Origin of the sequence: Clostridium folliculivorans, from assembly GCF_024341905.1 — a bacterium.
In the GTDB taxonomy this organism is placed as follows: domain Bacteria; phylum Bacillota; class Clostridia; order Clostridiales; family Clostridiaceae; genus Clostridium_AR; species Clostridium_AR folliculivorans.
This window is the reverse complement of record NZ_BQXY01000006.1, coordinates 110,589-123,639: the sequence shown is the minus strand read 5'-3', so window position 1 is coordinate 123,639 and position 13,051 is coordinate 110,589. Positions and strand designations below refer to the sequence as shown.

Genomic DNA, 13,051 nt, shown 5'->3' with positions numbered 1-13,051 from the left:
ACCTCTCGATTACCATTCCATTAAATTCTCTTCATAATCCATATATACAGCTTTATCAGATTTAAATTTATCACTATTAAGTATTATGTTACAAATATGATCAGCTGAATATTCAGGAGTTAAAGGTGCTTCACTATCAAGCTTATCCCTCATATAAGTTCTCATCCAACCAGGATGAATAGCTAAAACCTGGCCACCTTTTTCTTTAAAGCTATTATTTATTATAGTTGATTCCATATTAAGTGCAGCCTTTGACATGCAATATGCAAACCATCCTGTTCTATTGGAATTGCTTATACTACCAGCTTCTGAGGATATATTTACAATTAACTTTTTATCACCATTAGTAAGTAATTTCATAAATACATTTATCACCTTTAACGGCCCCACTGCATTTACACTTATAACCTTCTCGATTTCCTCAAAATCCAGTTCATCTTCTATGGTTTTCTCAATATCTCCTAGTATAGCTCCATTATTCACAATCAAATCTAATTTATTTGTTACATTTTCTACAACACTTCTAGCCTGCTTCACACTCTCAATGTTTGAAATATCTAAATCTATAATATGTAAGTTATCAGTATTTTCTTGTTTTAAATTACCTAACTCTTTATAGTTTGTTAAGTATCTACCAGCAAAAACATTATACCCATTACTTAAAAGTTTCTTAACCAGCTCTAACCCAAGTCCCCTGTCTGCACCTGTAACTAACGCAAATCTACTCATCTCATTTCCTCCCAATGCCCATAATTATGATGTATTCTTATTTATACAGATAAACTACTTCTATCGAAGCTTATCTAAATAAAGATTAGTAGAACCATCAAAATCTTTATTTAGAGTGTAAGAATTGAAGTGTTTCATCTTATCTCTTCATATTAATAGTAACACTTATCATAATTTATGTAAGGTACTCATTATTTAGATTTAGGTGATTATTTTTAGGAAGTTTGAGCAACAAATTGACATCTCACTAAATAAAAAAATAAATGTAAGTATCTTCATTTAAAATTTATTACAAAGTTATATATCTATCTTCAATTATCAAAATAGAAATATATGTATAATTATGCTATAGTTTACTTTGTGAAACTCTGTAATCAAAATTTATTATGAGGTGATTATCGTTGTTTAATATAGCCTTAGTTGAAGATGACATTACTATATCAGAAGGTATAAATTATGCGTTAAAGAAGAAAGGATATGGCTGTCATAGATTTTATGATGGAGATAACTTTTTAGAAAAAGTGTCAAACAGAATAATAACGCAACAACTACCATCACCAAAATAAACAATAAATATATCTCCTCCTTTTCCTACGGACTATATTTCAACGATAACCTCATAGCTATAATCAATTTTAAGACTGATTACAGCTATTTATTTGAGGAGAAAAATAAAATTATTTTCAATCTAAATGTTATAATGCTCATTATATTTATATTATTTACTGTCATAACATTTTATCTAACAACTAGGATTACTAACCCTTTATATAGGCTTATAAACATTGTTGAGCGAATCTCAAAAGGTTCCTACGATACTGAAATTAAAATAGAAAGCAATGATGAGGTTGGAATACTGGCAGATAAATTTAAAGTTATGCAAGATAACATAAAAGAAAACCTTGATACAATAAAAAACTTAGAACTTTATAGACGAGACTTTTTTAACAATGTAACTCATGAACTAAAGACACCTCTTACTGGTATAAAGCTTTATTCTGAATTATTAGAGCAAAACTATAACGATACTGACCTAGTTATTACTGCTGCAGATAGAATTAAAAATGAAAGCAATAGATTATATTCTCTAGTTGAAAATTTACTTGAAGTATCAAAAGGAAAGCTATCTGAATCTCAAGAAGATCTAAATGAAATAAATATAAAACCTATTGCCGAAACAATAGTAGCCGATATGCGCCTTATAGCATCAGCAAAGAATATAAAGATTGTTTATGATATTTCAGACATTCATGTAAGAGCCTATACCAATCATATTGTTCAACTTCTTATAAATATAATAGATAACTCTATTAAATACAGTTTACATGAAAGTAATGTCTATCTCTCTATATTTGAAAAAGATAGCTTATGTAATATAAATATTAAAAACTCAAAAACCAATAACAATGTTTCTACTAGCAGCGGAAATGGCATTGGACTTTTTATAGTAGATAGCATAGTAGCTAAGCTTAACGGAAATCTTATAATTAATAATACTTTAAACACCTTTGAAGTAAATATAAAAATCCCTTGTCTTTGAAATAACTTTGAAATATCTAAAGCTTATTATTAAATCAAAGAAAAGGAGATTAGGATATGAAAAAACTTATTATTTTACTATGTTCGTCATTAATACTTTTACAAGGTTGTGGCTCTTCGCCCCTAGAATCAAAGATAACCATTTCAGAAAACGTAATGAAGGATTCAGCACTGAACCAAAAAAATGTAGATATGAAGAAAATAATTCAAACTAAACTTACCTTTAAGCAAGAAGCCAAAACTGAAGAAGAAAAACTTATTGAATCTTATATAGTTGCTGAGACAAATGGGAATCGGAAAAAGCTAAAAGATATCTTTTATCCAGCACCACATAATGAAAGTAACTTTAACGATAACGGAACAAATTTTGAAAATGTAACAGAAGAATTAACGATTCTAAAGATGTGGCAATTACTTGAAGCACAGTGGAGAGAGCCAAAAATGGTTAAACTATCAGATGGTAATTTATACAATATGAATCCCTACTTTTACTTTTATCCTGAAAGAATAAATGATACTCCACACAAAGAGGTTAAGGTAATTGCTGTAGAAAGCTATAAAAAACTTACACCTGAGTACGATAAAATAGCCCAATATGGCACTGGATCCTACACGAACTTTTATGTCTTAATAAAAGAAAATTCCACTAGTTCTTGGAAGATACTTGATTTTTATTTTGACTTTACGAGCAATCTCAAATAATGTATTAAACCTATGACTGTAGTTAACTTAATTTACACTAAGCATTTTTATTGATTAAATAAAGTATACAATAAAAAATAAGTGCAAGTATTTTATAGTCTAAGAATAATCTTATATCTATAATACTTACACTTATCTTTATATACTTACTCTTATTCAATTTTCACAAAACAATTCATATCAATTCTTCTTGAAAATATATCCGAACCTTTTATTTCATGCGGTATATAGGTATAAAAACCCGAACTAGTTTTCATATTATTTTTCTCTATATATTGTTTTAAATCTTTAACAGCATTTTGAAACTCTAGAAGCACTCCGTTATACTCTAGCATGACAACATTCTCCCACATTATTTCTTCGTATGTTTTGTACAAACCTTCCACTTTCTTTAAACCATCTTCAGATGAGATAACATAAATTTCGCTTTCTTCCACATTCACGTTATTTATATTCTTTACCATCTTGTTTGTTGCTATTTGCGGATAGGTATCTATGCCCTTTTCTTTAAGGCAGCTATAAAAACTTTTAACTTCTGGAATTATATCATCTTTGCATCCCTTTAATGAAACCTTTATCAAATTGCTAAATACTATTTCTTTATATACATTTATACTCCTCATGTTTCTTACGACAAACCTTTTTATTCCTATAGTTTTATAACCTAAATTTGTCTTTCTCCTTTCTAATGATAAATTTTAAAATCTCATTTATGTTAGTCTAAAGCAAATTTCCTGACTTACAAAATAAAGTATAAAGCCAAGTTCTTTAAACAACATATGTTTCTATACTACTAATCTATCACTAAAACATGAGTTTTTATCAACTTATACGTAAGTTGTTAATTTTTTATCATGACCGTATCCTTCTAAATTTAATTTGTTTCATTTATGTTAGTTTTTTTACACATTTGCCTTTCCGAATTCATATGGGAAACTTACAAGCCAACAAGATTTGTTTTTATTGCATATTCATAAAAAGCTTGTAAAACCTTTGAACCCTCTAGGTTCAGTAATCATAAAAATTTTATAGCTTTTTATATAGCAAATAAGGAAGCTTAAAAGCTCCCTATAAAAACTATTTCACAAGACCTTTAGCACAACGACTAGATATTATACACTCTTCTCCATTAATCATATATGCTATTCTGTTCTTTATATCTAATTCTTTAATATTGTTCTTATTTATAATATATGATTTATGACATCTATAAAATCTAGAATCTAGCTTTTCTTCTATATCACTAATCTTTCCATTAAACTCTATTTGTCTATCAGTAGCATGGACAATCACTTTTCTAACAGTTTTAGATGTTTCAAAAAAAAGTATTTTATCTAATTCCAAATTTATTATTCTTTCGTTCAACTTAACACTAAAGATTTCATCATCATTTTTCTTACTACTATATCTGTTATTAGCCTCTAAGATACAGTCTTTTATTCTTTTTTCCACTTCATTATATTTATCTTTAATTATGTAATCCATAGCTTCTATCTTATATGTAAAAGTTAAATAACTCATCTCACTATGAGTGGTAACAAATACTATAAAACCTTTGGAATCTATTTTTCTAATTTCCGCAGCAAGTGCAATTCCACTAGCCTCTTCTTTTAAATCTACATCTAGAAAATATAATCCTGATACATCATTGCCACTTATATAATCAAGTAGTTCCTTAGATTTGTTGGTAACTACAGCTATTTCCATATCAAGATTTTCAATAATTATGGTATTTTCAACTATTTTTTTATAATATTGCCTCTGTTTATCATTATCTTCACAAATAAAAACCTTAAGCATCTCTATCCCCCCAGATCCATAAACACCACTCATGTACGCACAGGTTGTCACCACTAATTATATCACAAATACATAAATTAACACCAAAAAAATATATTAGTAACCTTTTTTTTATTTTCAGGTTATTTTTAAGAGTATTGTTGAAATTAATTGGTTATGAAGTAATGCATCAGATTGCTAACCACTTAATTTCCCCCAAGACCTTTAACAGCATCTTCTTCTAAAAATTGAAACATATATTAAATATTTTCTATATTCATTCTCTGTAAGAATGTATTATTCTCAACTATTGTATCTAAAAAGATATTGTCGTACTTGTCTAAAATTAACTTTAAATTACTTAAACCTACTCCTCTATTTTCTCCCTTAGTTGAATATCCTTTTTTATTTAATTTGTATATTGGAGGAACATCATCTAAACAGCTATTAATTATTATTACTTCTAAAGAATATTCTTTTTTTATGAATCCCACCTTTATCATAGGACTTGGACACTTTTCAGCAGCCTCAATAGCATTATCCAACAATATACCCAAAGCTCTTACTATATCTATAATCCCCATTGATACTTTTAATATTGGTTCTGCCACATCTATATCAACATCAATACCTATTTCTTGCGCTCTTATCAATTTTGATGATAGAATCCCTTTTATCTCAGGAATCTTTATGTTTTTAAGAAGATCTATTTTTGATTTACTTCTTCCAATTTCATTACTTAATGGTACTATATTTTTGGTAAAGTGATTTTTTAAACCTTCCATATCATTATCATCCATGTACCCTATCATTGAGGATATTATATTTACATAATCATGCTTAAATACTCTCATTTCACTATATAGATTTTCCAAATTCTCAGTATACTTCTGTAGACTTTCAAAATGCGCTTGCTTGTTTTGAATCTCCATTTCTTTTGTTATACTCTTGAAAAGCACATACATTATAATACAAAAGAAAATACAATAGATAAAAAATATAATACCATTTAATTTTAGTATTTCATTTGTAAAACCTAACTTTCCACCTAATATTATGTTTATGTAAAATATCACCAAGGTCACTATAAGACTCAATATTATTATAAGACTAAACTTTTTTGTTAACTCAAAATTAATGGCTCTTAACTTTTTATCTATAAAACATCTTACAACTCTGCTGATAATCAATATAACAATCACAGTTGCAATAAGAGAAAATATGTATGTTATGTTATTATAGGAGTTATTAATATCTATCTTAAAAACATAAATATTAAAACAGCTAACTATATAATCTGATACCACACTTATTATGGTAGCCAATAGCGGAAGAAGAATACTTACAATTATTTTTCCTTGCTTTTTATAAATGAAAAACATAAATGCAACATCTATAGGGATTATGCTTAAATAACTTAGAAAAAGCCCAACAGGAACTGCTATAATTAAAGTCGCAATGCTTATAGTAACAATTTCTTTTTTAGTAAACTTTACGGTTGCTAGATTCATTATAGCTATGAACAACAAGAAAATGGTTATTAAAACATCTAAAAAATTTGTCATAAACTCCTCCCCTTAAAAATAATCATATCCAATTATATCACATTTTTTACTTCTTACATTTATTAGGTATAATTTTGTAATTAAATTCAAATCAGCCTGATATTTTGTTTAATGTAACAATAAAAAAACAGGCCTTTTTACTTATACTTGTAAAAAAGCCTGTCCTATTGTTTATTATGTATTATTTATTTTTATCTTTTATTATTTCAAGCATAGCTTTGGGTTCATAAAAGTATCCTATCATGCATTTCCCAGTAGCTTTATCACTTATCTTTATTGATGCCTCTCCTACTGTCTTAGCTAACTTTTCAAATATTTGATTTTTCATATTGTTCATAATTATTATACCTCCTGTTTAAAACTTTATAAGTTATGGGTAATATGCTTAAAACCTCAAAAATCGAAGCTAAAGTTATCAAATTAGTTATAACATAATTAGTGCTTATTAAAGCCAACGTCATCAATATCATCCCTGTAATAACAGCTTTTTTCTTAAGACTTTGCCTTAAAGTTTGTCCCATCAAAGGATGGTATTCTGTATCTGCTGGTGCATACATGTATAATGCAATATTTATAATGATAAATATGCAGAAAATAATATACTTAGTAGGTTGTATTAAATTACTTGCGTAACCACCAATTACATATAGCATCAAAGAAGTTATTGTGCAAACAATACTGTTCTTTGCGTGCAATCCAAAAGCCTTACTACGTATGGCCCCTAAAGCTATGGTAATTATTGTTGTTTCTATAACCAAATGAAGCTTTATGGAAATCAAAAGTATCAATATGAACTTAGATATATTAATTAAAAATATTTCAATACCTAACTTAACTTTTTGTAATTCAATGCCGTCCTTCTGAATTACTTTATTAATTTTCATTGCAATATTATGAGCTAGCTTTTCCAGTATGGTCATATTGTTAGGTAGATTCTCTTCCATCTTCAACCACCTCTACATAAATTATAACAAACTGCAAGTAATTTAATATTTTGCAGCATAAAATGTAGTTTTTTAGCTATAACCGTATAAACAAAAACAAATTTCAGCATTATACGTTATATATTTTTCCACAACCGTATTTTTAATCCTAATATCGTTATAAAATAGAATATTTTATCCTTTAGTGTTGACACTATAGTTATAAATCTATAATTATATGGGAAGTTTTGTACTATGAATATTTGGAAAAGATTATTAGATAAATTTGAATCAACAAGTAAAAGTTCTAATGTTTCTTCAGATAATAAGGCTTATTCAACTACCAACAATGATAAACTTTCAACCAGTTTAAAGATAAATCTAACTTTAATAAAAGATACATTTTCAGATATATCAGATATAACTTATAAAGAATTAAAGATAAATAATTCTATTGAAGTTACCTTAATATTTCTGAATAATTTTGTTGATAAAGAACTTGTGAGTGAAGATTTGATAAGGCCGTTAATACGTCTTAACAAAAATCAACTTCCAGCTAACAACATTAGAATTGAAAATATACATGACTATATAAAAACTAATATCTTTCTACCTTCTATTGAAGAAAGTGATTTATTGAATATAGTAATAAATTCTATACTTTCAGGTAAAGTTGCATTAATAATAGATGGTTTATCAAAATCTCTATTGATAGAATTAAGAAATATTCCAAAGAGAGGTATTGCTGAATCAGTCATTGAACCAGTTATTAGAGGACCTAGAGATGGTTTCACCGAAGACATAGAAACAAACATTACCTTGATCAGAAGAAGGCTAAAGACGCCAAAATTAAAAGTGAAAAATATTAAGATTGGCAGATTATCTCAAACCGATACTGCTATCACCTATTTAGATGGAATTGCAGAGAAATCCTTAGTTGATGACATCATGAACAAACTCTCTAAAATTGAAATAGACGCAATACTAGAAAGCGGGTATATAGAGGAACTACTTCAATCCAGCAAATTTTCAGTTTTTTCTGAGTTTGGATACACTGAAAGACCTGACCGACTTGCAAGTGCGCTGCTTGAAGGGCATGTAGGTATTATTGTAGACAATACCCCAATAGTACTTATTGCTCCTCAAACTTTTTTTCAAGCAATGCAATCAAGTGAAGATTATTATCAAAATTATATAGCTACTTTGCTTTTGAGATTTATTCGATATGTATTTTTGATAAATGCATTATTATTACCTTCTTTTTATATAGCTGTTTTATGTTTTCATCAGGGCATGATACCTCGAAATTTATTATTAACAATAATAGCTTCGAGGCAAGGAGTACCCTTTCCTGTATTAATGGAAGCCTTACTTATGGAAGGTTTCTTTGAGGGGCTAAGAGAGGCAGGAATAAGACTTCCTAGCCCAGCAGGGCAAACAGTAAGTATAGTTGGAGCCTTAGTAATAGGTGAAGCTGCTGTAAAAGCTGGCATAGTTTCTTCTTCCATGGTAATAATTGTTTCTATTACGGGTATTTCATCCTTTATAATTCCTAGGTATAATTTAGCTTTATCAATACGGGTTCTTAGATTTGGAATAATGATTTTATCTGGTACCTTAGGATTATATGGACTTTATATGGGGGGATTATGTCTTTTGATACATCTAGCTAGAATCGAATCCTTTGGAATCCCTTATCTAGCTCCATTAGCTCCATTTATGTTTTCAAGCTTAAAGGATACATTAATGAGAATGCCATGGTGGGGGGTAAAAAATCGCCCTGGCTATATTCAGAACAATAATTTAAAAAGACATAAAGTTAAATAGAATATATTATTATCAAACAGTTTCTATTAATCGGAGAACAATACTATGAAAATAAACTTATTATCTATAATCTTAATATTAACTATGTTACTAACTGGATGCTGGGATAATAACGACATAAACGATTTAATTATTGTATCAAGCATGGCTCTTGATAAAGGTGAATATGATAATTTAAAAGTAACCTTATTATGCATACGCCCAACATCACAAATATCATCTGGAGATATAAAAACTCCTCAAAACAATGATGTGATTATCTTTTCTTCGGAAGGAGACGATATCATGGATGCGTGCAATAAAATCTCTAAAAAAATATCCAGAAAATTGTTTTTCTCACAAATGGAAAACGTCTTGATGGGAGAGTACCTTGCCCGAGAAAATGCTTCAGAATATCTAGATTTTTTCCCAAGACATCCTGAGCCATCTATAAAAACTTACATGTTTTTGGTAAAAGGATCTGCAAGTAAAATCTTTGATACTGATTCCTCACTTGAAAGAAATATATCCCAAGAAATAGATAAATTAAAATCTTTAAATGTAAAAGCTGAAGTCCAGATAAAAGATTTTTTAATTGCATTAACAGAAGATGGCATAGATCCTATAATTCCACTACTAGAAGTTACAAAATCAGATAAAAAAGATAATCCTTCTACTGCTTCAGTAGCTAGTATTACTGGGGCTGGAATATTTAACAAATCAAAATTAGTTGATTTTATAGATTATGATACCTATAGGGGAGTGCTTTACATACAGAATAAAATAAAACTTGGGTCAGGAACTGTGACCTTTCCAAAAGAATCCGGTGGTGGAGACGTTACCGCAAAGGTTTTAAATAGCATAACAAAAATAACGCCTATTATAGAAAAAGATCAGTTAAGTATAAAAATATTTATTAAAACTAAAGCTCATATATCTGAAAACACAACTAAATTAGATTTAACAAAACCTTCAGTAATAGATGAAATTGATACTTTATTTGAAAATAGAATAAAAAACTTAGCAGAATCTGCTATAGATAAAGCAAAAAATGCAAACTCTTCTGATGTGTTTGGTTTTGGTTCCATTGTTCGTGGAAAGTACCCTAAACAATGGGAAGATCAATACAAAAAAGATTGGAAAACCTTATTACCATCATTAAAAGTTTCAGTTGTTTGTGATGTAGATGTAACTGAAATTGGTTTTGATGCTAAATCCCTTCAATTAAAAGAAGAGGATATTTTAAGGTGATTTTTATAAATAAAGGGGATATTTCTTTGAATAAGATTTCTAATTTTCAATTATTTTCTCTTGTTGCATTTTATCAGATTGGTACAACTGTAATATTTGGTTTTTCCTCTGAAGCTGGCAGATCTGCATGGATATCTGTATTAATCTGCACTTTTATAGGTTTACTTATAAATTACATATATTTAAAACTTTATTCACTAAATCCAGGACTATCATTAGTGGAATGGTATCCTAAACAGTTTGGAAAGTGGATTGGTACACCTATTTCCTGGATGTATACTATTCAGTTTTTATATGTAGGTGGTCGTATTATTGGAGATTTACGGTCACTAATTCCAAACACCCTTTTGCCGAACACTCCTCACATTATAACTTCATTAGTATTAATATTTGTTGCTAGTTATGCGGTGTTTTCGGGTATAGAAGTAATTGGACGGCTTGGTGAACTTTTCATACCATTTACATCTATTATTTCAATATTAATCGTTATATTAATATTTAGTTCAGACATTATAAACTTACAATATATCAAACCCTATTTAGGCAAAGGCTGGAAGGATATCTGGAAGGCTGTTTTTCCACTAGGCATAACTCAGACTTTTGGTCAAAGTATAGAACTTGCTATGATATATCCTTTTGTTAACAATAAAAATAAGCTTACCAGAACTGTTTTAATAGCAACCTTACTTTCTGGAATTTTTATATCTGCTTTAGATTTTTTTGCAGTAGCTGTTCTAGGTGAGACTATTTTTTCAAGAAGCATTTTCCCAATGTTTAGATTAGTTAGATTAATAAAAATAGGTGACTTCATACAAAACCTTGATGCACTAAATGTGCTCTTATTCCTTACTACTGCATTCTTTAAAATTTGTATTCACCTTTATTCAGGAGTTCGCGGGATTCAACAGCTTACATATACAAAAAGCCATAGGATATTTGTTATACCTGCAGCAGCAATAATATTATACCTTGGTATGTCAATGGCCTCTAACTCTACTGAACATATAGAGGCAGGTCTAAAAATCATGCCTTATAACCTATGGCTTTTATTATTTTACATACTTCCAATAATATTATTAATCGTCTCTCTAATTAGAAAAAATCTATCTGATGATAAATGTTAATCATATTTTAGGAGCTGAGAGTTACTATGAAAGATTTTATATTTGCGTGGAAATCAAAGATTATGATAACAAAACCTTGGCTTATGCCAATACTGTTATTTACTTTAGGAGTCTTACTATCATTTATTACTTACATACGAGAGAAGCAGTCTAAGAGAAATTCAAGTTCAGACTACACAAAGAAACCTTAATCTATAAATATAATAAAGAACATCATTCTTTATTTGCAGATAAGTCGATGTTCTTCACTTTGGGTAACCTCACTATTCATTGGTTGCGCTTATTATTAAAATAAGAGTTTATTTACAATATTATTATTGGAACCTGTATTAATTAAAACTCAAATTTTACTGGCCTCAAAAATAAACTCAATAATTCCTTTTCAATGTTCTTCTTGTTAAATATAACTTCATATAGGGCTTTACATATAGGTAAATCAATATTATATATAGAAGATAGTTTTTGTAGAGCCTCTATAGTTGCTACTCCCTCAGCTAATTTCTCAAATCTAAGCCCTTTAGCAAAATCTTCTCCAAATTGTCTATTATGACTATTTTTCGAAAACAATGTCGCTTCATAGTCACCCAAATGACTTAATCCATATATAGTAATATCATTTCCACCCATAGCTCTAACCAATCTAGATATCTCCCTTGTTCCTCTAGCCATTAATGCTCCTTTAAGACTGCTATAGCCTAGTCCATCTAACATTCCAGCAGCTATACCAATGACATTTTTAGTTGCAGCTCCAATTTCATTTCCTATTAGATCTTGACCATAATAGAATCTAATTAATTCACTGTTAAGTGCATTCACAATAACCTTAGTAAATTCTATATCTTCAGACCCTATCACCATACAATTAGGTATTCCTTGCACAAAATCTTGTACATGTCCAGGACCTAGCCAAACTGCGCTACTTACCATAGCCCCCATCTCTTCTTTAAAAACCTGAGATAATCTTTTTCCACTGGAGCTTTCCAAACCTTTCATACATAGTATAAATTTCTTATTATCTGTAATTGAATTTTCTCTAAGTTGCTTACAAAATTCCCTAAGTTTCTGAGCACTAATGGAAATAATTATTATATCACCAAAATAAATTGCTTTTTCTAAAGAATCTGTTAACTCTATAGATTCAGGTAATCTTAAATATTCATTTGATCTTTTTAACTTTAGCTCCTTTAAGTTAGAAGAATCGCTTCTCCCCCACAAAGTTACTTTATGTCCTACTTTGTTAGCATACCAAGCTAAAAAGCTCCCCCAACGTCCACAACCTAATACCGATATATTCACGCTAATCAACTCTTTCCTCAGAATTTTTGTTGATGAATTTTTATATTAATTGTATCACTTACAAATATTAGTATCAATTTTATAATCATTTCCTTAAATAATAATGTGTATTTTGAGAATATACTTAACTTGCAACTATAAAGAAAAAAACTAAGAACAGTAAACCTTGAGGGGGGCAAGGTGTACTGTTCTTAGCTTTGGATAAGTTTCTAAGTAATCATTTAAAAGCATTATCCAAATTATATGGTTATACAGGAGATGCTCTATGAGCGAGCTACTAGAATTAAATGATTTCCTCAGATGTAATGGCGTTAAAAAACTGTACTGTTCGAACGTA

General features: G+C 29.0%; 14 protein-coding genes. 7 read left to right on the top strand and 7 right to left on the bottom strand.

Features of this window, described 5'->3' with window-relative positions; all coding sequences use genetic code 11:
* Nucleotides 1-9 precede the first annotated feature (9 nt).
* Complete coding sequence (locus OCU55_RS16900; protein WP_261853471.1) at nucleotides 10-729, bottom strand: SDR family oxidoreductase; 720 nt, start codon at nucleotides 727-729, stop codon at nucleotides 10-12.
* Between the two features lie 401 nt (nucleotides 730-1,130).
* Between OCU55_RS16900 and OCU55_RS16895 the strand changes: the two genes are divergently transcribed.
* From OCU55_RS16895 to OCU55_RS16885, 3 genes are all read left to right on the top strand, one after another.
* Entirely contained in the window at nucleotides 1,131-1,295 is a 165-nt protein-coding gene (locus OCU55_RS16895; protein WP_261853470.1) for a response regulator, read from the top strand.
* A 134-nt stretch (nucleotides 1,296-1,429) separates the two neighbouring features.
* Nucleotides 1,430-2,269, top strand: coding sequence for a sensor histidine kinase (locus OCU55_RS16890; protein ID WP_261853469.1), 840 nt, complete (start codon nucleotides 1,430-1,432; stop codon nucleotides 2,267-2,269).
* A 56-nt stretch (nucleotides 2,270-2,325) separates the two neighbouring features.
* Nucleotides 2,326-2,970, top strand: coding sequence for a DUF4829 domain-containing protein (locus tag OCU55_RS16885; RefSeq protein ID WP_261853468.1), 645 nt, complete (start codon nucleotides 2,326-2,328; stop codon nucleotides 2,968-2,970).
* 152 nt (nucleotides 2,971-3,122) lie between these two features.
* Here the strand turns inward: OCU55_RS16885 and OCU55_RS16880 are convergent, their stop codons facing one another.
* The 5 genes from OCU55_RS16880 to OCU55_RS16860 form a co-directional block, all read right to left on the bottom strand.
* Entirely contained in the window at nucleotides 3,123-3,593 is a 471-nt protein-coding gene (locus OCU55_RS16880) for a hypothetical protein (protein WP_261853467.1), read from the bottom strand.
* A gap of 454 nt (nucleotides 3,594-4,047) precedes the next feature.
* Nucleotides 4,048-4,770, bottom strand: a complete 723-nt coding sequence (locus OCU55_RS16875; protein WP_261853466.1) for a LytR/AlgR family response regulator transcription factor — start codon at nucleotides 4,768-4,770, stop codon at nucleotides 4,048-4,050.
* A 239-nt stretch (nucleotides 4,771-5,009) separates the two neighbouring features.
* Complete coding sequence (locus OCU55_RS16870; protein ID WP_261853465.1) at nucleotides 5,010-6,314, bottom strand: sensor histidine kinase; 1,305 nt, start codon at nucleotides 6,312-6,314, stop codon at nucleotides 5,010-5,012.
* 181 nt (nucleotides 6,315-6,495) lie between these two features.
* On the bottom strand, nucleotides 6,496-6,651 hold the full coding sequence (locus OCU55_RS16865; RefSeq protein ID WP_261853464.1) for a cyclic lactone autoinducer peptide: 156 nt from the start codon (nucleotides 6,649-6,651) through the stop codon (nucleotides 6,496-6,498).
* On the bottom strand, nucleotides 6,623-7,258 hold the full coding sequence (locus OCU55_RS16860; RefSeq protein ID WP_261853463.1) for an accessory gene regulator B family protein: 636 nt from the start codon (nucleotides 7,256-7,258) through the stop codon (nucleotides 6,623-6,625). Before OCU55_RS16860 ends, OCU55_RS16865 begins: the two co-directional genes overlap by 29 nt.
* 234 nt (nucleotides 7,259-7,492) lie before the next feature.
* Here OCU55_RS16860 and OCU55_RS16855 point away from each other — a divergent pair, with 234 nt between their 5' ends.
* From OCU55_RS16855 to OCU55_RS16840, 4 genes are read left to right on the top strand one after another with little or no spacing between them, the layout of a single operon-like run.
* Nucleotides 7,493-9,064, top strand: coding sequence for a spore germination protein (locus tag OCU55_RS16855; protein ID WP_261853462.1), 1,572 nt, complete (start codon nucleotides 7,493-7,495; stop codon nucleotides 9,062-9,064).
* A gap of 45 nt (nucleotides 9,065-9,109) precedes the next feature.
* Nucleotides 9,110-10,294 (top strand): Ger(x)C family spore germination protein, encoded by a 1,185-nt coding sequence (locus tag OCU55_RS16850; RefSeq protein WP_261853461.1) that lies wholly within the window; start codon nucleotides 9,110-9,112, stop codon nucleotides 10,292-10,294.
* A 26-nt stretch (nucleotides 10,295-10,320) separates the two neighbouring features.
* Nucleotides 10,321-11,418, top strand: a complete 1,098-nt coding sequence (locus OCU55_RS16845; RefSeq protein ID WP_261853460.1) for a GerAB/ArcD/ProY family transporter — start codon at nucleotides 10,321-10,323, stop codon at nucleotides 11,416-11,418.
* Nucleotides 11,419-11,444: 26 nt separating this feature from the next.
* On the top strand, nucleotides 11,445-11,609 hold the full coding sequence (locus OCU55_RS16840) for a hypothetical protein (protein WP_261853459.1): 165 nt from the start codon (nucleotides 11,445-11,447) through the stop codon (nucleotides 11,607-11,609).
* 142 nt (nucleotides 11,610-11,751) lie between these two features.
* Here OCU55_RS16840 and OCU55_RS16835 read toward each other — a convergent pair whose 3' ends face one another.
* Complete coding sequence (locus OCU55_RS16835) at nucleotides 11,752-12,714, bottom strand: NAD(P)H-dependent glycerol-3-phosphate dehydrogenase (protein WP_261853458.1); 963 nt, start codon at nucleotides 12,712-12,714, stop codon at nucleotides 11,752-11,754.
* Nucleotides 12,715-13,051 lie beyond the last annotated feature (337 nt).